The organism is Amycolatopsis sp. MEPSY49 (genome assembly GCF_051337345.1).
Taxonomy (GTDB): Bacteria; Actinomycetota; Actinomycetes; order Mycobacteriales; family Pseudonocardiaceae; genus Amycolatopsis.
The window spans coordinates 1,339,986-1,362,606 of record NZ_JBDLYJ010000001.1 but is presented as its reverse complement, the minus strand read 5'-3'; the positions used below and the strand labels follow the sequence as shown (position 1 = coordinate 1,362,606).

The following is a 22,621-nucleotide window of genomic DNA, read 5'->3' as shown; positions in this document are numbered from 1 at the left end:
AGCCGTTCGCCGCAAGTCGGGATGGCATGATCGGCGGCGATGAAGGTTTACGCGATCCCCCTGCGCAACCGCTTTCGCGGCATCACCGTCCGGGAAGGCGTGCTGCTGCCCGGCCCGGCGGGCTGGGGCGAGTTCTGCCCGTTCGCCGACTACTCGGACGCCGAGAGCGTGCCGTGGCTGCACGCGGCGCTGGAGGCGAGCGAGTCGGGCTGGCCGGCGCCGGTCCGCGACCGGGTCGAGGTGAACACGACGGTGCCGGTCGTCGGCGCGGAGAAGGCCTACGAACTGGTCCGCGCGTCCGGCTGCCGCACGGCGAAGGTGAAGGTCGCGGACCCGCGGTCGTCCCTGTCCGACGACTGCGACCGGGTGTCGGCGGTCCGCGACGCGCTCGGCCCGTCCGGCGCGGTCCGCGTCGACGCGAACATGGCGTGGGACGTCGACACGGCGGTCCGCGCGATCACGGACCTCGACAAGGCGGCGGGCGGGCTGGAGTACGCGGAGCAGCCGTGCCCGACGATCGAGGACCTGGCGGCGGTCCGCCGGCGGGTCTCGGTCCGCATCGCCGCCGACGAATCGATCCGCCGCGCGGAGGACCCGCTGAAGGTGGCGGTCGCGGGAGCGGCGGACATCGCGGTGCTGAAGGTGTCCCCCCTCGGCGGCGTGCGGCGGGCGTTGGAGGTCGCGGAGGCGTGCGGGCTGCCGTGCGTGGTGTCGTCGGCGGTGGAGACGAGCGTCGGCTTGGCGGCGGGGCTGGCATTGGCGGGCGCGTTGCCTTCGCTGGAGTTCGCGTGTGGCCTGGGGACGATTTCGTTGCTGGAGGGGGACGTCTGCGCGTCAGCATTGTCCCCTGTGGACGGATATCTGCCGGTGCTGCGTCAAGCTCCGGAACCGACGGACGCATATCCGGCGGCACCCGAGGTGCGAGCCGCGTGGGAAGCCAGGCTCGAGCGGGTGCGCGGGTTGTCGTGAGTGAGAAAACGGTTTCTCACTCACGACGTCACGCCGCCGCTTGCCAGGCCGAGCCGTAGGCCCGCACGAGCCACCGGTCGGCCCAGTCCCGGTCCGGCTCTTCGGGCAGGGGCGAGGCACCCCGGACCAGGCGGCCGAGCCGGTCTTCCAGCTCGGCGGCGGCCGCGAGGGCTTCGTCCTGCGTGTGCTTCCCCCGCCGCAGATCGCGCAGCCAGGTCAGCCAGGGTTCGGCGATCGGCAGCGTCATCCGGCCGGTTTCGAGCAGTTCGACGCCCTGCACACCGAGGCGCACCATGTGCATGGCGTACTTGGTGTCGAAGCCGTACTTCTCGACGAGCTCCGGCCGGTTGACCTTGATCGCACCGTCGAGCATTCGCTGCCGCTGGGTCCGCAGGTAGCCGGCGAACCGCAGCCCGGCCTGCCGCGAGACGATCTTCGTAGCGTTCGCACGCAGTTCGTGGCCGAGTTCGGTGATCCGAACGATCTCGTGCGCGGGCACGAACAACGGCAGCAGGATGGTCGGGTTCCCGGTGAGCGCGAGCCGCATCCACTTGCGCAGCGAGTAGACGATGAGGTCGAGATCGCCGGGCCCGGACCGGACGCCTTCGGGCTGGGTACGGAAGACGTACTGCTCGAAGCGCCGAAGCCCGCTGACGTACTCGGCGGGTTCCACGCACAGGCCCATTTCGTCGCGGTCGTCCTGACCGTCGACGGCGGTACCGTGCAGCCCGGACCCGACCTGGCAGCGCAGGATCGTGCCCCGCTCGGCGATCGCGGCGAACTCCGGGGTGTCGTGCTTCATGGTCCGAAGTTGTACCGGGCGGCCGGGGCCGGGAGCACGTGGTTTTCGGCCGGCCGGGCCGGACTTGCGGCCGATGCTGCGGCAATCCCGCCGCCACGGGACCAAACCTCCCCCGCCGCTCCCAGGGGGGCTGCCCCGAGTCCATCTTATCGGCGACCACCGACGGAAGCCGGAAAATCGGACCCGCGGCAGCGAGCTGTCCACATCACGGCCCGCCTGGGGACAACTCACGTTCGGCCCCGGGGAGCATCCGGTTTTCCCCGAGGTCAAGTTCAGGGTCGGGGTCGGGGCCGTTCCCGATGTGGCCGCACCTCGCTCCGAGCCACTATTGCTGCATGACGAACAGCGTGTACACCCCGGAAACCACCAAGAAGCTCCGCCGCAGCAAGAGCGACAAGATGCTCACCGGTGTCTGCGGGGGCTGGGCCACCTACCTCGGCATCGACGCCAGCGTCCTGCGCATCGGCATGGTCGCCGCCGTCTTTCTCTCCGTCGGGATCGCCATCCCCGTCTACGTCGCCGCCGCGATTCTGACGCCCGAAGAGGACTCCTGACGCCGGGCGGGCGCCGGCTCGCAGGGGGAGCCGGTGCCCGCCGGACACCGGGGGTGCACCGAAGACACTCGCGCGGGGGCGCGGGGGCGCGGGGAACGCCGCCGTCGGGGGACGCGGCGAGTCACGAGGAACGGCCCGGACGCCAAGGGGACGTCCGGGCCGTTCGGCGTACACCCCTACTCCGGCCAGCCCAAAAAGCTCGACGTGAACCCCGGATGAGGGGTTAGGGTTCGCGGTCGTGGATCAAGGCAGCAGAACGGCGGCGAAGGTCGTCGTCGGGATTCTGGGCGGGCTTTACCTGATCGCGGGGCTGGGGCTGACCGCCTTCTCCGCCCTCGTCGTCCTCGCCTTCGACGACACCGGCAGCACCAGCGTCACCAAGACCGTCCTCTACACCGCCGCCGGACTGGCCATCTGGATCCTGCTCACCGGCATCGGCGCCATCGTCGTCGCGCTCGAAGCCGAAGAAGCGAGCACCGCCTGGCTCGGGGGCCTCGGCGTGCTCGCGCTCGGCGTCGTCATCCTGGGCGCCTACGCCGTCTGGTTCTTCACCCGACCATAACCATAGAAAAAGCCCGGCCCGCCGAAGCGGACCGGGCTCTTTTCAGGCGTGGCTCAGAAGTCCATGCCACCCATGCCACCGGACGGGTCGGCGGGAGCGGCCGAAGCCTTCTCCGGCTTGTCCGCCACGACGGCCTCGGTGGTCAGGAACAGCGCCGCGATGGACGCGGCGTTCTGCAGCGCGGAGCGGGTGACCTTCGTCGGGTCCGGCACGCCGGCGGCGAGCAGGTCCTCGTAGACACCCGTGGCGGCGTTGAGGCCGTGACCCTGCGGCAGGCCCTTGACCTTCTCCACCACGACGCCGCCCTCGAGGCCGGCGTTGATCGCGATCTGCTTGAGCGGGGCCTCGACGGCCACCTTGACGATGTTGGCGCCAGTGGCCTCGTCGCCCTCGAGCTTCAGGCCCGCGAACGCGGCCTCGGCGGCCTGGATCAGGGCCACGCCACCACCGGCGACGATGCCCTCTTCCACGGCGGCCTTCGCGTTGCGCACCGCGTCCTCGATGCGGTGCTTGCGCTCCTTCAGCTCGACCTCGGTCGCGGCGCCGGCCTTGATGACGGCCACGCCGCCGGCCAGCTTCGCGAGCCGCTCCTGCAGCTTCTCGCGGTCGTAGTCCGAGTCCGAGTTGTCGATCTCGGCGCGGATCTGGTTGACGCGACCCTGGATCTGGTCGGCGTCGCCCGCACCCTCGACGATGGTCGTCTCGTCCTTGGTGATGACGGCCTTGCGGGCCTTGCCCAGCAGGGACAGGTCCGCGTTCTCCAGCTTGAGGCCGACGTCCTCGGAGATGACCTGGCCACCGGTCAGGATCGCGATGTCCTGCAGGATCGCCTTGCGGCGGTCACCGAAGCCCGGGGCCTTGACGGCGACGGACTTGAAGGTGCCGCGCATCTTGTTGACGATGAGGGTGGCCAGGGCCTCGCCCTCGACGTCCTCGGCGATGATCAGCAGCGGCTTGCCGGACTGGATGACCTTCTCCAGCAGCGGCAGGACGTCCTTGACGGTGGAGATCTTGGAGCCGAAGAGGAGGATGTACGGGTCCTCGAGCTCGGCTTCCTGACGCTCCGGGTCGGTCACGAAGTAACCGGAGATGTAGCCCTTGTCGAAGCGCATGCCCTCGGTGAGCTCGAGCTCGAGGCCGAAGGTGTTGCTCTCCTCGACGGTGACGACGCCTTCTTTGCCGACCTTGTCCAGCGCCTCGGCGATCAGCTCGCCGATGGTGCGGTCAGCGGCCGAGATCGAGGCGGTAGCAGCGATCTGCTCCTTGGTCTCGATCTGGACGGCGGCCTTGTGCAGCTGCTCGGTGACGGCCTCGACGGCCGCCTCGATGCCACGCTTCAGCGAGATGGGGTCGGCGCCGGCGGCGACGTTGCGCAGCCCCTCGCGGACGAGGGCCTGGGCGAGCACGGTGGCGGTGGTGGTGCCGTCACCCGCGACGTCGTCGGTCTTCTTGGCGACCTCCTTGACGAGCTCGGCCCCGATCTTCTCCCACGGGTCCTCGAGCTCGATCTCCTTGGCGATGGAGACACCGTCGTTGGTGATGGTCGGCGCGCCCCACTTCTTTTCGAGCACGACGTTCCGGCCCCGCGGGCCGAGGGTCACCTTGACGGCTTCGGCGAGGGTGTTCAAGCCGCGCTCGAGACCGCGGCGGGCGTCCTCGTCGAACGCGATCAGTTTGGCCATTGCGGTGTGGTCCTCCGGTATTGGGCGCCACCGCCGCGCTGTCTACAGCGGCGGCAGCAGGACTCTTCCTCGGCCAGGCTCGGTGCCCGCGACGGACGACTGGACCCGGGTGGGGGTCAGCCTCACCGTCCCGACCTTTGGCACTCGACGGCGTCGAGTGCCAACACCGTGTTTAGCACTCTCGGATGGAGAGTGCAAGAAGACCTGCTCAGCGCGGCACGATCAAGCGGCCGCCCGGCGCTATGAACGACTCGTTCACGGCATCCGAGGTCAGGGCTCCGGCAAAGTCGTGGCCGCGCGGTCTGCCCGGCGTCGCGGCGATGTCATGAAAGGGTCGTTCATGTCGTCTGACGAGGTGAACGACCCTTTCATGACATGTGGGCGACCGGATCGGCTGCGCTGACCTGACCTCCGGGAGGGGTCAGTTGCCCGGCTTGATGGAGATCGACGTCGGCGGCGCGTTCAGCGACGAGGTCGGGTTGCCCTGCGAGTCACCCGGGCCGACCGGGATGTTCGGGGCCGTCGTCGTGCCGCCGCCTCCGCTGCCGCTGTCGCTGAACAGGAAGATCGCGCCGACGACCAGGCCCGCCAGCACCAGCACACCGAGCGCGATGAAGATCCACTTCTTGCCGCCGCCGCTCTTCGGCTGGTGGAACGCGCCCGCGCCGCCCGCGGGCATCGGGGGGCGCAGCCGCATCGGGTCCTGACCGTAGCCCTGCGGAGGCATGCCCTGCTGCTGCGGGTAGCCGTACCCCGGGGGCGGGCCCTGCGGCGGCATGCCCTGCTGCTGCGGATAGCCGTACCCGGGCGGCGGGCCCTGCGGCGGCATGCCTTGAGGCGGCATGCCAGGCGGGCCCTGCGGACCGCCGGGACCGGGGCCCTGGCCGTAGCCGGGCTGCTGCTGTCCTCCGTACGGGTGCACGGGGGCCCCCTCTCCCTGCGGTGCGCTGTTCTGGTGCGGCCCCTGTTGTACCTGACCATGGCGCTGCGGCGCGGGGATTCCACCCGAATTGGACCCGGGCGGGCCCGGTGGGGTGTCCGACGCCGCCTGGGCTCCGAGCGCACGGCGGGCCGCCGCGATCATCTCGACGCAGCTGGGGTAGCGGTCGGCCGGGTTCTTGGCCATCCCGCGGCGGACCACCTCGTCGATCGCCGGCGGCAGCGCGACCACCCGGGAGATCGACGGCGGGTCGCCGTTGAGGTGGCCCTTGATCACCGTCGGCACGTCGCCCTTGAACGGCGGGCTGCCGGTCAGGCACGCGTAGAGGACGCACGTCAGCGCGTACTGGTCGGTGCGCCCGTCCAGCGGCTCGCCGCGCAGGTGCTCGGGCGCCGCGTACGTCGGCGAGCCGAGGAAGTCGCCGCCGCGCGTGCGGTGCCCCGTCGCGCCGCGGCGCGTCAGCCCGAAGTCGGCGACGTACACGTGCTCGCGCGACGTCTCCTTCTTCGTGACGAGCACGTTGGCCGGCTTGACGTCGAGGTGGACCAGACCACGGTTGTGCAGGGTGTCGAGGGCGTCCGCGACCTGGTCGAGCATCGTCAACGCGCGCGCGGGGGCGATCGGGCCACCGGAGATCAACCCGGCGAGATCGCCGCCGTCGACCATGCGCATGGCGATGTAGAGCATGCCGTCGAGCTCGCCGAAGTCGTACAGCGGCACGACGTTGGCGTGGTCGATCGCGGACGTGTTGCGCGCCTCGTCGACGAACCGCTCGCGGAACTCGGCGTCGGCCCCGAGGTGGTCACCGATGACCTTCAGCGCCACCTTGCGGCCGAGACGCACGTCCGTGGCCTTGTAGGTCACGCTCATGCCGCCTTTGCCGAGCACCCCGTCGATGCGGTAGTTGCCCAGCCGGCGACCGGTGAGGTCCCCCGACACATCGCCTGTCACGCCCGGCAGCCTAACGTCCCAGGTTCGCAGGCTGCCGGGGGTTCGCCAATCGGGTGATCAGCGCTGCTGCGCCGCCTGGGGGTGCAGCCCCCAGACCCCGCCCGGAGCCCGCCCCCGGACCCCGGAAGCTGCTATGACACCTTGCGGACGTCCGCCGCCTGACTACGCCCGTCGCGCCCGGACTGGACTTCGAACTCGACGCGGTCGCCTTCGTCCAAAGTGCGGAATCCTTCGGCCTGGATGGCCGAATAGTGGACGAACACGTCCGGACCGTCGGTGGATTCGATGAACCCGTAGCCCTTTTCCGAGTTGAACCATTTGACGGTGCCGACAGCCACGGCGCCCTCCCTCAGCACAAAGGATCCGCTGGCCCGAGCGGATGCCAGCGGCGGAAGTGCCAATCACGCTACCGGAATTATTGCCCTCGGCAATGGGCAATTCGTTTGAAGATCACGTCGAAGAAAGGCGTCTGTTCCGCGCTTGCACGAGCACCGTCCCGGGCCCGGCGAAGTCGACCGCGAGCCCTTCGCCCGTGCGCAGCGACTGCGGCCCGCCGGGATCGAGCGCCCGCAGCCGGCACTGGACGCTGTCGGGGTAGGCCAGCAGGTAGTCCGGCCGGACGGTGACCAGCTCGCCCTGACCGAGCTCGAACGCGTCCACCGGGCCGGGCGCGGCCAGCACGAGCGGCCCGGTTCCGCTGTAGTGCTCGAGGAACCCGGAGTCGGCGCCGAAGAGCTGCTGCAGCGGCGCCCAGCCGGCGTCGTGCCGGACCGTCGACGGCCGGACCAGCACGGCGTCGCGGTGCACCGACCAGCCCGTGCCGCCGCCGAGGTCGAGCGGGTAGACGTCGCCGGGGCGCAGCGGCGCGAAGTCGAGCCAGCCGCCGTCGGCCGGTGCGGTGTAGACGGTCGCCGCGGACTTGCCCGCGCGGACGCCGCCGCGGCCCGCCGGCGCCTCGGTGACGCCGAATCGGCTGGCGAGCAGCGTGGCCGGCGCGGCCTGCACCGACTCGCCCGGGTCGAGCAGCACGCGGGCGACGCCGAAGCCGGGCGTGTGCCGGGTCTGGACGCGCATCAGCGGGACGGGACGTGGGAGATGATCCAGCTGATCAGCGCGGACGGGTTGCGTGTCTGCGTCATGATCTGGCCGGGACCGACGAAGTCGAAGACGAGGCCTTCACCGCTCTTCATGGACTGGATGATGCCCGTCGCGACCTTCCGGATCTGGTACTGCACGGTGTCGGCGTACGCGACGACGTGCCCGGTGTCGATGGTCACCATCTCGCCCTGCTGCAGCGTGATCGTCTCGACGGCGCCGTAGCAGGAGACGAGCAGCTGGCCCTGACCGGTGGCGTGGGTCAGGAACCCGCCTTCGCCGCCCATCAGGTTCTTCATCCCGCCCCACTTGGTCTCCGTCTGCACGCCGTGCGACGACGCGAGCCAGCACCCGCGGGTGACGGCCCAGCCGGTGCGGCCGTCGAGGGTGATCACCTGGATGTCGCCGGGCAGGTTGGCCGCGACGTCGACCCAGCCGCCGTTCTGCGGCGCGGTGAAGGTGGAGATGAAGAAGGACTCGCCGGAGAGGAACGCGCGCCCGAGGCCCTTCATGATCCCGCCCTGGGCCTGCGACTGGACCTGCACGCCGTAGCTGGTGGCCATCATGGCGCCGGACTCGACCTGGCACGGCTCCCCGGGCGCCAGCATCAGCCGCGCGACGGCGAACGAGGGCTGTTGACGGACTCCGACCTGCATGCGTGCTCTCCCCTGTACGTGCTCGTAACGGGGCAGAGTCTTGCACGACCGTGAATGGCGGGGAGGATGGTCCGGTGATCTCCGTCGACGACTACCGCGACGAGGTGGCCGCGCTCCTGGGCACCTCTCCCGCGACCGCCCTGCCCCTCGCCGCCGCGGCCGGCCTCGTGCTGGCCGAGGACGTGCGGGCCGGCGTGTCCCTCCCGCCCTTCGACAACTCCGCGATGGACGGCTACGCGGTCCGCGCCGCCGACGTCGCGCGGGCCCCGGTGACCCTGCCGGTCGCCGACGACATCCCGGCGGGCCGGGTCGACGTCCGGCCGCTCGAGCCGGGCACCGCGCACCGGATCATGACCGGCGCGCCGCTGCCGCCCGGCGCGGACGCCGTCGTGATGGTCGAGGACACCGACGGCGGGACCGAGACCGTCACCATCTCCGCGGCCGCCCAGGAGGGCGCGCACATCCGGCGGACCGGCGAAGACGTCGTCGCCGGCAGCGTCGCGCTGCACGCCGGGACCGTCCTCGGGCACTCCCAGCTGGGCCTGGCGGCCGCGGTCGGGCTCGCCGAGGTGCGGGTGCACCGGCCGCTGCGGGTGCTGGTCGCCTCCACCGGCACCGAGCTGATCGACGCGCCCGCGCCGCTGCGGCACGGCCAGATCTACGAGTCGAACAGCGTGATGCTCGCCGCGGCCATCCGCGGCCTCGGTTGCGAGGTCGAGGTGGTCCGCAGCGTCGTCGACGACGTCGAGGAGTTCCGCAAGGTCATCGAGCCGAAGCTCGCCGACGCCGACCTGCTGGTCACCTCCGGCGGAGTCAGCGCGGGCGCGTACGAAGTGGTGAAGGACGCGTTGTCCGGCCAGGGCGTCGAGTTCGCGAAGATCGCGATGCAGCCGGGCGGGCCGCAGGGCCGCGGACGCTGGCAGGGCGTGCCGGTCGTGACCCTGCCCGGCAACCCCGTCAGCGTGCTCGTGTCGTTCGAGGCGTTCCTGCGCCCGGCGCTGCTGACGGCCATGGGCCACACCGACGTCTCGCGCCGGCGCGTGCGGGCCCGGCTGCTCGAGGCGATGTCCTCGCCGGCCGGCCGCCGTCAGTACCGCCGGGGCGTGTTCACGCCGTCCGACCGCGAGGTCACCGGGGTCGTCGGGCCGCGCGGCGGGCCGGGCTCGCACCTGCTGGCCGCGTTCACGCAGGCCAACTGCCTGATCGTGCTGCCGGAGGACGTCACGTCGGCCGAGGAAGGGCAAGAGGTGGACGTCCTGCTGCTCTGACCGGGAACTCCCGCAGCTTCCGGAAGGGCGCGAGGACCGGGAGCGCGGCGACCAGCACCACGGACGCCACCCAGAGCGTCTCGCGGACGCCGATCACTTCGCCGAGCACGCCGCCGAGGACGCCGGCCAGCGGGATCGTGCCGTAGGCGGCGAGCGAGGCGCTCGAGGTGATCCGGCTGAACAGCTCCGGCGGGCAGTACTGCTGCCGGAACGTCGTGGTCAGCACGTTCGAGGCGACGACACCGGCGCAGACGCCGAACACGCCGAGGACGAACAGCGACAGCCGCCAGCCCGGTCCGCTCAGCGGCCCGAGCACCATCATCGGCGCCGCGGCCACCTCGCACAGGAGGAACGCCCTCGCGGTGCCGAAGCGCGCGCCGAGCCGTCCGGCCAGCACCGCGCCGAGGACCCCGCCGGCCGCGGCGAGCGCGAGCACCAGCCCGACCAGGCCGGGCGCCGCGCCGAGTGTGCGGGACAGGAAGACGATCTGGATGGAGCTGTAGCCGGTCAGCGCGAGGTTCGACACCGCGCTGAAGACCATCAGCGACCGCAGGTACCGGTCGCCCGCGACGAACCGCAGGCCTTCGGCGATCTGACTGCGCAACGGCGTCCGCGCCACCGGGGCCACGGTCTCGCGCACCCGGATCGCCCGCACGCACAGCACGGAGACGCCGAAGCTGACCGCGTCGGCGAGGATGCCACTGACCGGGCCGAACGCCTGGGCCAGCAGCCCGGCCAGGCCGGGCCCGCCGACCTGGGTCGCGGACTCGCTGCCCTGCAGCTTCGCGTTGGCTTCCAGGAGGTCCTCCTGGCCGAGGAGAACGGGCAGGTAGGCCCGGTAGGCGAGGGTGAAGAACACCTTCGCGACGCCACCGAGCAGGGCCGCGGCCAGCAGGAAGGGCATGGTCAGCGCCCCGAAGGCGGCCGCGAGCGGGACGCTGCCGAACACCGCCATCGACACCGTGTTGCAGACCAGCATGACCGGGCGCTTCGGCAGCCGGTCGACCCACGCGCCGGCGGGCAGGCCGACGACCAGCCACGGCAGCCAGGCGACCGCCGTCAGCAGCGCGACTTCGAAGGTGCTCGCCCGCAGCGTGACCACCGCGACCAGCGGCAACGCCGTGCTCGCGACCATGCTGCCGAGCATGCTCGTGGTCTCGCCGGTCCAGAGCAGCCGGAAGTCCCTGTTCCCCCAGAGCCCCTTCACGGCTGACCCAGCGAAGCCCGCGCGGCGAAGAAGACCGGACGGCGTTCGACGCCGTCGTCCGGCGGGGTGCGGTCGCGGTACTCGGCGAGCATGGCGACGATCCGGTCGTTCAGCTCGGCCAGTTCGGCGACGGACAGCCGGCTCCAGCCGTCGATGCTGAACAGCGCCCCGCGCCACTCGGCCGGGTAGGTCTCGCGCTTGGCCAGCCACTCGCGGGCGATCGCGTGCTGGTGGTCGAGGGTCAGCACCTCGGCCGCCTCGGCGATCGGGTCGTCGGGGAAGTCCTGCGCACCCCACTTGATCGCGCTGGAGGTCCGCCGCCACCACCGTTCCCGGCGGTCCCGGGCCAGCTCGGGCGCCTCCTCGATGAGTTCGCTGGCCGCCAGCACCTTGAGGTGGTGGCTGATGTTCCCCACCGCCTGGTCCGTCTTCTCGGCCAGCAGCGACGCCGTCGCCGGACCGTCGAGGTGCAGCAGGTCCAGCAGCCGGTGGCGCAGCGGGTGCGCGATGGCGGCCAGTGCCTTGGAGTCCCGGATCTCCCGGACGTTCTCTTCCCTCACCATGACACACAAGAGTAGTTGTACAAGAGCTCTTGTGCAATGGCTCTTGTACAAGCGCTCGCGTAAGCTCCCGCCATGGGTTTCGTCGCATGGGTGATCTTCGGGGCGATCGTCGGCTGGGCCGCCAACCTGGTCGTCGGCGGCCGGGACCGGCGCCGGCAGGGTTGCCTGGTCAGCGTGCTCGTCGGCGTGGTCGGCGCGGCACTGGGCGGGCTGTTCTACCGGCTCGCGACCGGCCAGTCGAAGACGTTCGACTTCGACTTCCCCAGCTTCGGCGTGGCCATCCTCGGCGCCGTCGTGCTGCTGGCGATCCTGCGGCTCGTAACCGGTGTCGGCCGCCGTCCGAGTGACCGTTCGTAACTTTTACTCGGACATTCGGTGATCAACCGGCGATCAGCCGCTAAACTGCTTCTTCACGCGCATCTCCCGGTGGCCGGGTGCATGCGCCGTCGGGGGGCGGATGCACCCGGCCCCGGTTCCCCTTCATCGCTTCGATCACCACGTCGACGGCGCGCAGCGGATCCACCAGGGTCGGCAGCGGCACCTCGTCGATCTCCGCCCGCCACGCGCCGAACAGCTCGTCGAGGCGGGCGTCGGCTGGATCGCGGTGATCGGTCATCGTCCCCTCCCGAGGCTCTCGGCAGCGCCCCGAACGGCGTCAACTACTGAGAGTTGTCGCTGAATTCGACCATGCGTTACCGGGATGTGGCCCCTCCCACCCGCTGCGGGGACACCCTCGCGAGGGAGCCGACCAGGGGCACGCGGCGAGCCCTGCCTGGGGCAGCGGTAGCGTGGTGGCGCCCGTACGCGGCCGCCGGACCCCGGCGCCGACACCTCCTTCCGACACGAAACCAGGGGACCCGACCATGAGCGGCACCCGGCCGGAGCCCGCCGGCAACCCAGTCGCGCACGCCCTCCAGCTCGCCCGCGAGACGCTGCCGCCGATGCACCCGGCCGGCCGCCCGTTCGTGGCGGGCGGGGTCGCCGCGACGCTGCTCGCGCGCCGGTTCTCCAAGCGCCTCGGGCTCGTCGGGGCGCTCGCGACCGTGGCCACCGCCGCGTTCTTCCGCGAGCCGAAGCGGGTCCCGCCGCCGCGCGACGGCGTCGCGCTGGCTTCGGCCGACGGGCTCGTGTCGCTGATCGAGGAAGCCGTCCCGCCCGCCGAGCTGGGCCTGCCGGCCGAGCCGCGGATGCGCGTGTCGGTGTTCCTCTCGGTGTTCGACGTGCACGTCCAGCGCGTGCCGGCGAACGGCGTGATCGAGCGCGTCGCCTACCGGCCGGGCAAGTTCCTCTCCGCCGACCTGGACAAGGCCAGCGACGACAACGAACGCAACTCCGTGCTGATGCGCACCGAAGACGGCCACGAGCTCGTCGTCGTGCAGATCGCCGGGCTGGTCGCGCGCCGCATCCTCTGCGAGATCCGCGAGGGCGACAAGGTCGGCGCCGCCGCGACCTACGGCATCATCCGGTTCGGCTCGCGGGTCGACCTCTACCTTCCGCCGGGCTCGACGGTGCTGGTCTCCAAGGGCCAGCGCACGATCGGCGGCGAGACCGTGATCGCCGAACTCCCTGCCGCGCCTGCGAAAGGCTGATCGATGGTCCGCGTGACCACCCCCGGCGTCCGGCTGCTGCCGAACGCCATCACCGTGCTCGCGCTGTGCGCCGGGCTGTCGGCCGTGCAGTTCGCGCTGACGAAGAACTACGCGATGGCGATCGCCTCGATCGGCATCGCGGCGGTGCTCGACAGCCTGGACGGCCGGATCGCCCGCCTCCTCGACGCGACGTCGAAGATGGGCGCGGAGCTGGACTCGCTGTCCGACGGCATCTCGTTCGGCGTCGCGCCGGCGCTGGTCATCTACGTGTGGCAGACGGGCGCGGACCGGATCGGCTGGGTGGCGTCGCTGATCTTCGCCGTCTGCATGATCCTGCGGCTGGCCCGGTTCAACACGCTGCTGGACGACACCGAGCAGCCGCCGTACGCGAGCGAGTTCTTCGTCGGCGTCCCGGCTCCGGCCGGTGGTCTGCTGGCGATGCTGCCGCTGGTGGCGTACCTGCAGTGGGGTTCCGGGTGGTGGTCCTCGCAGTACGTCGTGTGGGCGTGGACGATCGCGATCGCGGCGTTGCTGATCAGCCGCATCCCGACGCTGTCGCTGAAGACGGTCAAGGCCCCGGCGAAGGCGATCGCCCCGCTGCTGATCGGCGTCGCCCTGCTGGCGGCGGCGATCATCCAGTTCCCGCTGGTCGCCCTGATCGCGGCGATGGTCCTGTACTTGGCGCACATCCCGTACTCGGTGTACCGGCACCGGTGGCTGGCCGCGCACCCGGAGGCGTGGACGGTCCCGCCGCGCGAGCGCCGGGCCATCCGCCGGGCCCGGTCGCCGCGCCGGCTGGGGTTGCGTCCCCCGCTGCGCCGTCGAGTGGCGGGCGCGGCGATGCGCGCGGTCCGGTTGCCGCGGGAGACGGTCCGGACTCCCCGAGGCCCCTCGGAGAACGGCCAGGGCCCGCGACGCCGCTCATGGCGCCAGATCGGCCTGCGCCGCAAGTAGCCCGCCGATCAGCAGGTCCAGCTGGTAGCCGAAGTCCTGCACGCAGTCGCCCGTCTCCAGCGCGGGCAGCACGCGGCGCAGGCTCGGCAGTTCCTCGGCCGTCGCCATCCGGCGGAAGTACGCGACCACCGGCTCCGCGCGCTCGGCCTTCGCGTCGCCGGCCGCGGCCGCGCCGGTGAGCACCGAGCCGAACAGCATCCCCAGCAGCGACCGGTAGCTGCGGGCCGCGGCTTCCTCGGTCAAGCCCGCGTCGAGCAACGCGCGCAGCAGCGCGTCGATCACCCGCAACGCCCCCGCCGAGCGTGGGTTCGCGTCCTGCGCCGCCAGGGCCCGGACCACCACCGGGTGCCGGGTGAAGCTCGCGTGCAGCCCGGCGGCCAGCGACCGCAGCCGGGCGTCCCACGGCAACGCGGGATCCGGCAGCGGCACCTCTTCGAAGACCCGCGCGGTGAGCCCGTCGAGCAGGTCTCCCTTGTTCTCGACGTGGTTGTACAGCGACATCGCCTCGACGCCGGCCGCGGCCGCGACCTTGCGCATCGACAGCGCCGCCAAGCCCTGCTCGTCGGCCAGCCGGAGGGCCACGTCCAGGACTTTCTCACGGTTCAGGACCATACTTACACTGTACGCATACACTGTAAGTATGGACGCCGAGACCGTACTGACCACCACCCGATCCGTTCGCCGCAAGCTCGACCTCGACCGCGCGGTCCCCCAGGACGTGGTGGACGACTGCCTCCGCGTTGCCCAGCAGGCCCCCGCCGCCGGCAGCATGGCCGATCGGTTTCGCTGGCTGCTCGTGCGCGACGCGGACACCAAAGCCGCGATCGCCGCCTACAACCGCGAGACCGCCGAAGCGGCCTGGGCGAAGTACGGCCACCTTGTCGAAGCGCGCGCCCTCGCCTCCGCCCAGCACCTCGTGCGCAACCTCCACCGCGTGCCCGTGCTGGCCATCCCCTGCATGATCGGCCGGCCGCCGGCGGACGCCTTCACGCAGTCCGCGTACTTCGGCTCCGCCTACCCCGCCATCTGGAGCTTCCAGCTGGCCCTGCGCGACCGCGGCCTCGGCAGCTCGATCTGCGGCTACCACCTCCAGGACCACGAAGCGGACGTCGCCGCCTTGCTCGGCATCCCCGGCGACGTCCTGCAGATCAGCCTGCTCGCCGTCGCCTACACGACCCAGCGCGACTTCCGTCCGGCGGCGCGCGCGGCGGTGGAAGACATCACCTACTTCGACGCCTGGGGCCGCTCCGCATCGCTAGGGTGAACGGCGTGAGCCACCCGCAGATCACGCTGACCGTCCGGCACACGCCGTCCGCGCTGGACACCCGCCGCGGCGTCGTCCGGTTGCACCCCGAAGTCCTCGACGCGCTCGGCCTGCGGGCCTGGGACGCCGTGCACCTCACCGGGGCCCGGGTCAGCGCCGCCCTCGCCGCGCCCACCGATGAGGCCGATGTGCCCGGTGTCGTCCTCACCGACGACGTCACCATGTCGAACCTCGGCGTCACCGAGGGCTCCGAGGTCGTCGTCGCGCCCGCGGACGTCGCCGCGGCCAAGACCGTCACCGTGGCCGGCTCGCGGCTGGCCAGCGTCTCGGTCAGCCCGCACATGCTGCGGCTCGCCCTCATCGGCAAGGTGCTCACCGTCGGCGACGCCGTCTCCCTGCTGCCGCAGGACCTCGCGCCGCAGCCGGGATCCGACCCGGCCGGCCTGCGCGGGCAGCTGTCGCGGGCGATCGGCGCCACCTGGACCAACGAGCTGCTCACCGTCACCGCGACCGAGCCCGCCGGCACCGTCGCGGTCGGACCGTCCACAGTGGTCGTCTGGCGCGACGGCGCGCGGCCCGCCCCGGAACCCGCCGCGCCGCGGACGGCGACCGCGCTCGTCCGCACTTCCGCCGTCACCGCGGCCGAGGAGTGGATCGACGCCGAGATCGTCGAGGACGAAGTCGTCGTCGAGGAGACCGTCGAACCCGTCGTCCCGCTGGCCGACCTGATCGGCGCCGAGGCCTCCGCGCGCAAGCTCGCCGAGTGGTTCGACCTGGCGTTCCACCGCCCCGAGCTGCTGGCCCGGCTGGGCGCGCCCGCCCACCTCGGCGTCCTGCTCTCCGGTCCCGAGGGCGTCGGCAAGGCGACGCTCGTGCGGTCGGTGGCGAACGAGGCCGACATCCGCGTGGTGCCGCTGGCCGCGCCGAACCTCGCCGTTCTCGACCCGAACGTCGCGGTCGCCCGCCTGCGCGAAGCCGTCCGCGCGGCCGACGGGCCCACGGTGCTGCTCCTCACCGACGTCGACGCGCTGCTGCCCGCGGCCACGCCGCCGCCGGTCGCGACCGTCGTCCTCGAAGAGCTGCGGACGGCGCTGCGGCGCGAACGCTTCGCCGTCGTCGCGACGACGGCCCGCGCGGAGTCCGCCGACCCGCGCCTGCGCGCCGCCGACCTGCTCGACCGCGAGCTGTCCCTCGCGCTGCCGGACGCGAAGACGCGCCGCGAACTGCTGAACGTCCTGCTCCGCGACGTCCCGCTCGACACCGGCATCGACTGCGGCGTCCTCGCCGAGCGGACGCCCGGCTTCGTCGCCGCGGACCTGATCGCCCTGCGGCGCGACGCCGCGCTGCGAGCCGCGTTGCGCCAGCGCGAGGCCGAGGAGCCGCGCATCTCGCAGCAGGACCTGCTGGACGCGCTGGCCACCGTCCGGCCCGTCTCGATGTCCACTTCGGACAACCTGGCCACCGGCGGCCTGACCCTGGACGACGTCGGGAACATGGTCGACGTCAAGCAGTCGCTCACCGAGGCGGTGCTGTGGCCGCTGCGGTACCCGGATTCGTTCGCGCGGCTCGGCGTCGAACCGCCGCGCGGTGTGCTGCTGTACGGCCCGCCCGGCGGCGGCAAGACGTTCCTCGTGCGGGCGCTGGCCGGCACCGGCGCGCTGAACGTCTTCGCGGTCAAGGGCGCCGAGCTGATGGACAAGTGGGTCGGCGAGTCCGAGCGCGCGGTGCGGGAGCTGTTCCGCCGGGCCGCCGAGGCCGCGCCGTCGCTGATCTTCCTGGACGAGATCGACGCGCTGGCCCCGCGCCGCGGCCAGTCGTCGGACTCGGGCGTCGCCGACCGCGTGGTCGCGGCACTGCTCACCGAGCTCGACGGCGTCGAGCCGATGCGCGAGGTCGTCGTGCTGGGCGCGACGAACCGGCCGGAGCTGGTCGACCCCGCGCTGCTGCGACCGGGCCGGTTGGAACGCCGCGTCTACGTGCCGCCGCCGGACGCCGAAGCCCGCGCCGCCATTCTCAAGGCCACCTCGAAGAACACGCCGCTCGCGTCCGATGTGGACCTCGACGCCGTGGCGTCCACTCTGGACGGTTACTCGGCGGCCGACTGCGCGGCGCTGATCCGCGAGGCGGCGCTGACGGCGATGCGCGAGTCGCTGGAGGCCCGCGAAGTCACCGCGGCGCACCTGGAGACGGCCCGCAAGACGGTCCGCCCGAGCCTCGACCCGGCCCAGCTCGCGGCCCTGGAGGCGTACGCGAAGACGCAGGCCGGCGACTGACCCCACTTTGCAACGCAAAGCCGCACTTTCTCGGGGAAAGTGCGGCTTTGCGTTGCAAAGTGCGAGGTCAGCTGCCCTTGTGGCCCGACTCGTATTCCTTCGTCACGATCACTATCACGCCGGGGCTGGCGCTCTCGATGCCCGGGAAGCGGGGCTCGGCCTTGATGCCGAACTCCTGCGCGAGCTGCTTGGCCGCGGCTTCCTCGTCGGTGCCCGGGCGGTAGAACGCCGTCGTCGTCGGGATGACGCCCTGGGAGTAGTTGGCGACCTCGTTGACGTTCCAGCCGCCGCCGCGGAAGTCCTCCGCCGCCCGGTCCGCCAATCCCTTGATCGTCGAGTTGTTGAACACCCGGACGGTCACCCACTTGTTGGACGCCTGCTGGTCACCGGGCTGGCCGGGCTGCCCCTGCGTGGGCTGGCCGGGCGCCGGGGTGGTCGGCGACGGCGGCGTGGGCGAAGCCGAAGTCGACGTCGACGGCGGGGTGGCCGTCGACGACGTCGTGGGCGGCGCCGACGTCCCGCCGGACGTGCCCGGCTGCGTCGCCGTGCCGCTCGGCCCGGCCTCGTTGGACCCGTTGTCCCCGCTCAGCGCGGTGATGCCGCCGACGACCGCGGCGATGATCGCCACGCCGACCAAGGCGACGCCCGCGGCCTTCATCGGCCGGGACATTCCCGAAAACACGCTCATTTCAGCTCGATCCCCAGTCGCCGGGCGCCTCGCTTGCGCTGGCGGGCGGCGCGGGTCTTGCGCAGCCGCTTCACCAGCATCGGGTCGGCTTCGATCGCCTCCGGCTTCTCCAGCAGCTTGTTGAGGAGCTGGTAGTAGCGCGTGGCAGACAAGTCGAAGCGGTCGCGGATGGCGTTCTCCTTCGCCCCGGCGTGCCGCCACCACTGGCGCTCGAAGGCGAGGATCTCGACCTCGCGTTCGGTCAGGCCGGGCACGGGCTTCGGCGGCGACGGCTGCGGCTCAGCCATCGACTCCGCGGCGTCCATCCGAGTCCCTCTCAATCGGGCGTCATGGCGAATCAGACCTTGCTCTTCCGCGGGCGCCATTCAACCACGGAAGCCGCCGCCGACGTGGGCATCGACGTCGGCGCGTCACGGTCTGATGCAGGTCTACCAGAAGGGTCCGACTAAACTGGCTCGCCGTGACCATCCACCCCATCGTGATCGCCGGCGAACCCGTGCTGCACCAGCCGACTCGGGAGATCACCGAGTTCGACGAGAAGCTGCGCACGCTCGTGGACGACATGTTCGAGACGATGTACGCCGCCGAGGGCGTCGGCCTCGCGGCCAACCAGATCGGCCTCGACCTGCGGGTGTTCGTCTACGACTGCCCGGACGACGAAGGCGTGCGGCACAAGGGCGTCGTGGTCAACCCGAAGCTCGAGACGTCGGAGATCCCGGAGACCATGCCGGACCCGGACGACGACTGGGAGGGCTGCCTGTCGGCGCCCGGCGAGTCGTACCCGACGGGCCGCGCGAAGTGGGCGAAGGTGACCGGCTCCGACATCGAGGGCAACTCGATCGAGGTCGAGGGCACCGGCTACTTCGCGCGCTGCCTGCAGCACGAGACCGACCACCTGGACGGGTACATCTACCTCGACCGCCTGGTCGGCCGCCACGCGCGCGCGGCGAAGAAGATGCTGAAGCACAACAAGTGGGGCGTCCCGGGCAACTCGTGGCTGCCGCCCAAGACCCCCGAGGACGACGGCGCCGTCATCTGACCCGACCAAGCGCCCCAATGTGGCCTTGGTTGCGTCACACGCACCCAAGGCGGCCTTCGGTGCGTCAGACGCACCGAAGGCCGCCTTGGGTGCGGGTGACGCAACCAAGGCCCCATTGGGGCGCGTGGGCGGGTCCGATGACGGCGCCGTCATCTGACCCGCCCCAGCGCCCCAATGTGGCCTTGGTTGCGTCACACGCACCCAAGGCGGCCTTCGGTGCGTCAGACGCACCGAAGGCCACATTGGGGCGCTTGAGACTCAGCAGCCGAGGAAGTGGCAGCGGACCACCTTCGGCGTCTCCAGCGCCGAGCCCGCCCTGACGTCCCAGGCGAGCCGGACGTACTGGGCGTGCGTCCAGGCCAGCGGCGTCGCCGACGTGTTCGGCGTGCCGGCCGGGAAGCCGGTCTGGCCCGACGGCGGGTTCTCGTCCCACACCTGCTCCGGCATGGTCTCCGCCGAGCTGCTCACCCGGCCGAGGTCACGCAGCCGCCGCGCGGCCGACGCCGGGTCGCCGAGCGTCAGCTCGTACTCCCCGCGCTCACCGGCGAGCAGCGGCCACAGCCGGCCGAACGTCGTGCGGCTTTCGGCCGGGAACGTGTAGTCCCACGGCGAACCGTCGGCCTGCTCGCCGTAGCCGTCCTTCGTGTACCGGTGCCAGAACTGCCCGGTCGGCGTGGTGAACGCGATGTCCTTGTCCGTCACGCGCACGCTGTTGCGGATCACCGGGTCGTCGGCGCGGTAGATGCCGAGCCGGACGAGGTCGAGGAAGCCCGCGTCGGTGACCGCGCGCTGGTCCATGGTCACGCTCGAGTTGCCGAGGTTGTACGTCGTCCCGTTGTTCGCGTTGGCGTCCTTGGTGAGGCGGACGAAGTACGGGTCCTTCGACAGCGGCCCGTTCGTGGTGATCGTCTGCTTCGGCAGGTCGGCCTTCATCTCGTCGGCCGCGGCGAGGTACCGGGCGGCGTCGGCGGCCGCGCCGTTGTGCGCCGCGATGTCCGCCGCGCAGACCAGCCCGGCGATCACCGACGCGATCGTCGACGGGGACCAGCCGTCCTGCTCCTCCCACCGCTCCTGCTGCGTGTACGGCGAGGGCTGCCCGTTCGGCCCCTGGTAACCGAGGATGAAGTCCGCGGCTTCGCGAACGCCGGGCCACAGGTCGTTCCGGCCGAGCTGCTGGGCCAGCACGATCGGGAAAGCGGTTTCGTCGAGCTGGATCGACGTCCAGTACGGGACGCCGTCGACGCGGCTGTTCTGCGGCATGTGCCCGTCGGGCTGCTGCTGCGTGCCGAACATGTAGGACACCGCGCGGTTCGCCGCGGCCGTGTCGCCGCCGGCGGCCAGGCCGGTCGCGATCTGGTAGAGGTCACGCGGCCAGACCAGGTGGTAGGTGCCGGACGGCGACCACTCGGGGTCGTTGTTCCCGAACCGCCACGGCATGCTCGGCGACGCGATGAAGGCGCCCGGGTGGTGCTTGTCCTCGCTCGCGGCGAGCGTCAGCATCGACGCCTTGTAGAGGTCGCGCTCGGCATCGGTCTTCAGCGACGACGGCGCCCTGTTGACGCCACGGAGGTACTGCTGCCAGCCGCGGTCGTAGGCGCGCGTGATGTCGCGGACGCCGCGTCGCTGCGACGCCTGCGCGCTGCCGAGCGCGTCGGCGGCCTTCGCGCCCATGCCGAGCGCGAGGGTGACGTGCCGGTTCCGCAGGCCGTCGGCGGTCGTCTGCCCGGTCAGCACGACGTTGCCGTTCGACGCGGTGTCGTACGTCGCCAGCTTGAAGGTCTTCGTGAGCTGGGTGTTCCCGTCGGACGCGCCCGCGTAGCCGACGCTCGTCTTCGTGAACGCGGGCTTGGCGGTGAGCGCGGCGGCGTTGGTCGCGTCCTGCGCGGTGACGGCGTCGCCCTTGCGCGCGGCGGAGTCGTCCGAGCCGTCGTTGGTGAGGTCCGGGTCGGCGACCGCGTAGAGCTGGTACGGCCGCCCGGTGAGCGACTGGAAGTCGACGTCCACCAGCACCGTCGTGGCGGCCGGGTCGGTGACGTACGTCTTGCGCAGGCGCCAGCGGTGCTGGTCGTCGGTGATGGTCTGCTCGTAGGTCAGGCTGTCGTCATCGGTGCGCCGGACCTGCTGCGACTTGGCGGTGTAGTCGGCGACGGCGAAGCCGCGGCCGTCGGTGACGACGAAGTTCATCGACCGGACGCTCGGTGTCGACAGGTCCGGGTAGTAGACCTCGGACATCTGCCCACCCTGGAGAGTGAACCAGACGTTGCTGGACCGGTCGTGGGCGGTCCCGAAGCCGGTCTTGTTCGCGGGCAGCCAGCTGGGATGGGCCCCGGGCGCGCCGGGAGCCGGCCCCTGGGCTGCCGCGGTCGCCGGGATCAGGCCGGTGACCAGCAGCCCGGCGAGGGCGCCGAAGATGAGTTTGCGCATATCAACCCCACAGAAGATCGCTTCTGCACCGTTACAGAAGCGCTTTGGGAGTCTGCCGCCGAATCTTCACCGGCGCATGGTCCGATCCGGTGAACCACTGACCGTCACTGGTCCGGTCGGCGGTTCACCGACGGCGAACCCCGGATCGTCGTTTTCGAGCGCACACTTGTATTACCTGCAGCGGTGTAATCGAGGTGCCCTCATGGAAGACGCGATGGACGCCTACTCGCGCGCCGTCAGCACGGTCGCGAAGACCGTCACCCCGCACGTCGCCGGCGTGCAGCTCGCGCGCGGCAGCGGGTCGGCCGTCGTCTTCGCCGAGGACGGCCACCTGCTCACCAACGCCCACGTCGTCGCCGACCACCGCCGCGGCGTCGCCACCTTCGCCGACGGCAGCGAAGTGCCCTTCGACGTCGTCGGTGCCGATCCGCTGTCCGATCTCGCCGTCCTGCGGGCGCGCGGTGAGACGCCGTCGGCCGCGCAGCTCGGCGATGCCGACCGGCTCGTCGTCGGGCAGCTCGTCGTGGCCGTCGGGAGCCCGCTCGGGTTCTCCGGCACCGTGACCGCCGGCGTCGTCAGCGCGCTCGGCCGGGCCCTGCCGGTGCGCCACGGCCGGGCCGGCCGGGTGATCGAAGACGTCATCCAGACCGACGCCGCCCTCAACCCGGGCAACTCCGGCGGCGCGCTCGCCGACTCCGCCGGCCGCGTCGTCGGCGTCAACACCGCCGTCGCCGGCGTCGGGCTCGGGCTCGCCGTGCCGATCAACGCGACCACCCGGCGGATCATCGACACGCTCGTCGTCGAGGGCCGGGTGCGGCGCGCGTACCTCGGCGTCGTCGGCGTGCCCGCGCCGCTGCCGGACGACGTCGCCGAGCGCACCGGGCAGCAGGCCGGCCTGCGGGTGCGCGAAGTCGTCTCCGGCGGCCCCGCGGACCGGGCCGGGCTGCGCGCCGGGGACCTCGTGCTGACCGTCGGCCGCACCCGCGTCTCCGACGCCCAGGGCATCCAGCGGCAGCTGTTCGCGGAGGTGATCGGCACCCCACTGCCGATCACCGTGCTGCGCAACGGAGCCATGGTCGACGTCTACGCCACTCCGGCCGAGTTGGTCGGGTGACTTGAGTATCGCGCTCCGGCGTGGCAT

At 71.7% G+C, this 22,621-nt stretch carries 24 protein-coding genes; 11 read left to right on the top strand and 13 right to left on the bottom strand.

What is annotated here, in order from left to right:
- Positions 1-39 precede the first annotated feature (39 nt).
- A complete protein-coding gene (locus tag ABFJ78_RS06820) occupies positions 40-969 on the top strand; it encodes an o-succinylbenzoate synthase (RefSeq protein WP_436384883.1) in 930 nt (309 codons plus the stop codon).
- Between the two features lie 28 nt (positions 970-997).
- On the opposite strand, the gene ABFJ78_RS06815 is transcribed toward ABFJ78_RS06820, so the two are convergent.
- Complete coding sequence (locus ABFJ78_RS06815) at positions 998-1,771, bottom strand: nucleotidyltransferase domain-containing protein (RefSeq protein ID WP_436384881.1); 774 nt, start codon at positions 1,769-1,771, stop codon at positions 998-1,000.
- 335 nt (positions 1,772-2,106) lie between these two features.
- On the opposite strand from ABFJ78_RS06815, the gene ABFJ78_RS06810 reads away from it, so the two are divergent.
- Positions 2,107-2,325 carry a PspC domain-containing protein gene (locus ABFJ78_RS06810; RefSeq protein ID WP_364452217.1) on the top strand — a complete coding sequence of 73 codons (219 nt, stop codon included), beginning with the start codon at positions 2,107-2,109 and terminating at the stop codon, positions 2,323-2,325.
- Between the two features lie 238 nt (positions 2,326-2,563).
- The gene (locus tag ABFJ78_RS06805) at positions 2,564-2,887 is read left to right on the top strand and encodes a hypothetical protein (protein WP_436384878.1); all 324 of its coding nucleotides are present in this window, start codon (positions 2,564-2,566) and stop codon (positions 2,885-2,887) included.
- 53 nt (positions 2,888-2,940) lie between these two features.
- Here ABFJ78_RS06805 and groL read toward each other — a convergent pair whose 3' ends face one another.
- The 5 genes from groL to ABFJ78_RS06780 all read right to left on the bottom strand — a co-directional run bounded on the left by groL (position 2,941) and on the right by ABFJ78_RS06780 (position 8,211).
- On the bottom strand, positions 2,941-4,569 hold the full coding sequence (gene groL, locus ABFJ78_RS06800; protein ID WP_003085442.1) for a chaperonin GroEL: 1,629 nt from the start codon (positions 4,567-4,569) through the stop codon (positions 2,941-2,943).
- A gap of 421 nt (positions 4,570-4,990) precedes the next feature.
- On the bottom strand, positions 4,991-6,460 hold the full coding sequence (locus ABFJ78_RS06795) for a serine/threonine-protein kinase (RefSeq protein WP_436384877.1): 1,470 nt from the start codon (positions 6,458-6,460) through the stop codon (positions 4,991-4,993).
- 131 nt (positions 6,461-6,591) lie between these two features.
- Positions 6,592-6,798: a cold-shock protein gene (locus ABFJ78_RS06790; protein ID WP_329054617.1), complete on the bottom strand. Its 207-nt coding sequence runs from the start codon at positions 6,796-6,798 to the stop codon at positions 6,592-6,594.
- Between the two features lie 112 nt (positions 6,799-6,910).
- Entirely contained in the window at positions 6,911-7,534 is a 624-nt protein-coding gene (locus ABFJ78_RS06785) for an AIM24 family protein (protein ID WP_436384876.1), read from the bottom strand.
- The gene (locus ABFJ78_RS06780) at positions 7,534-8,211 is read right to left on the bottom strand and encodes a TIGR00266 family protein (protein ID WP_372670208.1); all 678 of its coding nucleotides are present in this window, start codon (positions 8,209-8,211) and stop codon (positions 7,534-7,536) included. The genes ABFJ78_RS06785 and ABFJ78_RS06780 overlap by 1 nt, the downstream gene beginning before the upstream one ends.
- A 74-nt stretch (positions 8,212-8,285) precedes the next feature.
- Between ABFJ78_RS06780 and moeA the strand changes: the two genes are divergently transcribed.
- On the top strand, positions 8,286-9,479 hold the full coding sequence (gene moeA, locus ABFJ78_RS06775; protein WP_436384874.1) for a molybdopterin molybdotransferase MoeA: 1,194 nt from the start codon (positions 8,286-8,288) through the stop codon (positions 9,477-9,479).
- On the opposite strand, the gene ABFJ78_RS06770 is transcribed toward moeA, so the two are convergent.
- A complete protein-coding gene (locus ABFJ78_RS06770) occupies positions 9,433-10,686 on the bottom strand; it encodes an MFS transporter (RefSeq protein ID WP_436384872.1) in 1,254 nt (417 codons plus the stop codon). The genes moeA and ABFJ78_RS06770 overlap by 47 nt on opposite strands.
- The gene (locus ABFJ78_RS06765; RefSeq protein ID WP_436384870.1) at positions 10,683-11,249 is read right to left on the bottom strand and encodes a helix-turn-helix domain-containing protein; all 567 of its coding nucleotides are present in this window, start codon (positions 11,247-11,249) and stop codon (positions 10,683-10,685) included. Before ABFJ78_RS06765 ends, ABFJ78_RS06770 begins: the two co-directional genes overlap by 4 nt.
- A 72-nt stretch (positions 11,250-11,321) precedes the next feature.
- Here ABFJ78_RS06765 and ABFJ78_RS06760 point away from each other — a divergent pair, with 72 nt between their 5' ends.
- Complete coding sequence (locus tag ABFJ78_RS06760; protein WP_436384868.1) at positions 11,322-11,606, top strand: GlsB/YeaQ/YmgE family stress response membrane protein; 285 nt, start codon at positions 11,322-11,324, stop codon at positions 11,604-11,606.
- Between the two features lie 40 nt (positions 11,607-11,646).
- Here the strand turns inward: ABFJ78_RS06760 and ABFJ78_RS06755 are convergent, their stop codons facing one another.
- Complete coding sequence (locus ABFJ78_RS06755; protein ID WP_436384867.1) at positions 11,647-11,865, bottom strand: hypothetical protein; 219 nt, start codon at positions 11,863-11,865, stop codon at positions 11,647-11,649.
- A gap of 247 nt (positions 11,866-12,112) precedes the next feature.
- On the opposite strand from ABFJ78_RS06755, the gene ABFJ78_RS06750 reads away from it, so the two are divergent.
- Complete coding sequence (locus ABFJ78_RS06750) at positions 12,113-12,838, top strand: phosphatidylserine decarboxylase (RefSeq protein ID WP_436384865.1); 726 nt, start codon at positions 12,113-12,115, stop codon at positions 12,836-12,838.
- 3 nt (positions 12,839-12,841) lie between these two features.
- On the top strand, positions 12,842-13,792 hold the full coding sequence (gene pssA, locus ABFJ78_RS06745) for a CDP-diacylglycerol--serine O-phosphatidyltransferase (protein ID WP_436384863.1): 951 nt from the start codon (positions 12,842-12,844) through the stop codon (positions 13,790-13,792).
- Here the strand turns inward: pssA and ABFJ78_RS06740 are convergent.
- A complete protein-coding gene (locus ABFJ78_RS06740) occupies positions 13,760-14,404 on the bottom strand; it encodes a TetR/AcrR family transcriptional regulator C-terminal domain-containing protein (RefSeq protein WP_436384862.1) in 645 nt (214 codons plus the stop codon). The two genes, pssA and ABFJ78_RS06740, sit on opposite strands and share 33 nt — an antisense overlap.
- Before the next feature lie 28 nt (positions 14,405-14,432).
- Here ABFJ78_RS06740 and ABFJ78_RS06735 point away from each other — a divergent pair, with 28 nt between their 5' ends.
- Together ABFJ78_RS06735 and ABFJ78_RS06730 are read left to right on the top strand one after the other, a co-directional pair.
- Positions 14,433-15,056, top strand: coding sequence for a nitroreductase family protein (locus tag ABFJ78_RS06735; RefSeq protein ID WP_436384861.1), 624 nt, complete (start codon positions 14,433-14,435; stop codon positions 15,054-15,056).
- 5 nt (positions 15,057-15,061) lie between these two features.
- Positions 15,062-17,329 (top strand): AAA family ATPase, encoded by a 2,268-nt coding sequence (locus ABFJ78_RS06730; protein WP_436384860.1) that lies wholly within the window; start codon positions 15,062-15,064, stop codon positions 17,327-17,329.
- 67 nt (positions 17,330-17,396) lie between these two features.
- Here ABFJ78_RS06730 and ABFJ78_RS06725 read toward each other — a convergent pair whose 3' ends face one another.
- Positions 17,397-18,017, bottom strand: coding sequence for a LytR C-terminal domain-containing protein (locus tag ABFJ78_RS06725; RefSeq protein WP_436384858.1), 621 nt, complete (start codon positions 18,015-18,017; stop codon positions 17,397-17,399).
- The gene (locus ABFJ78_RS06720; RefSeq protein WP_436384856.1) at positions 18,014-18,322 is read right to left on the bottom strand and encodes a DUF3263 domain-containing protein; all 309 of its coding nucleotides are present in this window, start codon (positions 18,320-18,322) and stop codon (positions 18,014-18,016) included. Before ABFJ78_RS06720 ends, ABFJ78_RS06725 begins: the two co-directional genes overlap by 4 nt.
- A 155-nt stretch (positions 18,323-18,477) precedes the next feature.
- Between ABFJ78_RS06720 and ABFJ78_RS06715 the strand changes: the two genes are divergently transcribed.
- The gene (locus ABFJ78_RS06715; RefSeq protein WP_436384854.1) at positions 18,478-19,056 is read left to right on the top strand and encodes a peptide deformylase; all 579 of its coding nucleotides are present in this window, start codon (positions 18,478-18,480) and stop codon (positions 19,054-19,056) included.
- Between the two features lie 258 nt (positions 19,057-19,314).
- Here the strand turns inward: ABFJ78_RS06715 and ABFJ78_RS06710 are convergent, their stop codons facing one another.
- Positions 19,315-21,480 carry a glycoside hydrolase family 15 protein gene (locus ABFJ78_RS06710; RefSeq protein ID WP_436384853.1) on the bottom strand — a complete coding sequence of 722 codons (2,166 nt, stop codon included), beginning with the start codon at positions 21,478-21,480 and terminating at the stop codon, positions 19,315-19,317.
- A 202-nt stretch (positions 21,481-21,682) separates the two neighbouring features.
- Between ABFJ78_RS06710 and ABFJ78_RS06705 the strand changes: the two genes are divergently transcribed.
- A complete protein-coding gene (locus ABFJ78_RS06705) occupies positions 21,683-22,594 on the top strand; it encodes a S1C family serine protease (RefSeq protein ID WP_436384852.1) in 912 nt (303 codons plus the stop codon).
- The last annotated feature ends 27 nt before the right edge of the window (positions 22,595-22,621 follow it).

Excerpts from the sequence above, each read along its gene's own strand:
- pssA (WP_436384863.1), top strand. The coding sequence starts at position 12,842 with ATGGTCCGCGTGACCACCCCCGGCGTCCGGCTGCTGCCGAACGCCATC.
- ABFJ78_RS06820 (WP_436384883.1), top strand. The coding sequence starts at position 40 with ATGAAGGTTTACGCGATCCCCCTGCGCAACCGCTTTCGCGGCATCACC.
- ABFJ78_RS06810 (WP_364452217.1), top strand. The coding sequence starts at position 2,107 with ATGACGAACAGCGTGTACACCCCGGAAACCACCAAGAAGCTCCGCCGC.
- ABFJ78_RS06750 (WP_436384865.1), top strand. The coding sequence starts at position 12,113 with ATGAGCGGCACCCGGCCGGAGCCCGCCGGCAACCCAGTCGCGCACGCC.
- ABFJ78_RS06815 (WP_436384881.1), bottom strand. The coding sequence starts at position 1,771 with ATGAAGCACGACACCCCGGAGTTCGCCGCGATCGCCGAGCGGGGCACG.
- ABFJ78_RS06780 (WP_372670208.1), bottom strand. The coding sequence starts at position 8,211 with ATGCAGGTCGGAGTCCGTCAACAGCCCTCGTTCGCCGTCGCGCGGCTG.
- ABFJ78_RS06785 (WP_436384876.1), bottom strand. The coding sequence starts at position 7,534 with ATGCGCGTCCAGACCCGGCACACGCCCGGCTTCGGCGTCGCCCGCGTG.
- ABFJ78_RS06710 (WP_436384853.1), bottom strand. The coding sequence starts at position 21,480 with ATGCGCAAACTCATCTTCGGCGCCCTCGCCGGGCTGCTGGTCACCGGC.
- ABFJ78_RS06705 (WP_436384852.1), top strand. The coding sequence starts at position 21,683 with ATGGAAGACGCGATGGACGCCTACTCGCGCGCCGTCAGCACGGTCGCG.
- ABFJ78_RS06755 (WP_436384867.1), bottom strand. The coding sequence starts at position 11,865 with ATGACCGATCACCGCGATCCAGCCGACGCCCGCCTCGACGAGCTGTTC.
- ABFJ78_RS06720 (WP_436384856.1), bottom strand. The coding sequence starts at position 18,322 with ATGGACGCCGCGGAGTCGATGGCTGAGCCGCAGCCGTCGCCGCCGAAG.
- groL (WP_003085442.1), bottom strand. The coding sequence starts at position 4,569 with ATGGCCAAACTGATCGCGTTCGACGAGGACGCCCGCCGCGGTCTCGAG.
- ABFJ78_RS06735 (WP_436384861.1), top strand. The coding sequence starts at position 14,433 with ATGGACGCCGAGACCGTACTGACCACCACCCGATCCGTTCGCCGCAAG.
- ABFJ78_RS06740 (WP_436384862.1), bottom strand. The coding sequence starts at position 14,404 with ATGGTCCTGAACCGTGAGAAAGTCCTGGACGTGGCCCTCCGGCTGGCC.
- ABFJ78_RS06760 (WP_436384868.1), top strand. The coding sequence starts at position 11,322 with ATGGGTTTCGTCGCATGGGTGATCTTCGGGGCGATCGTCGGCTGGGCC.
- ABFJ78_RS06765 (WP_436384870.1), bottom strand. The coding sequence starts at position 11,249 with ATGGTGAGGGAAGAGAACGTCCGGGAGATCCGGGACTCCAAGGCACTG.
- ABFJ78_RS06725 (WP_436384858.1), bottom strand. The coding sequence starts at position 18,017 with ATGAGCGTGTTTTCGGGAATGTCCCGGCCGATGAAGGCCGCGGGCGTC.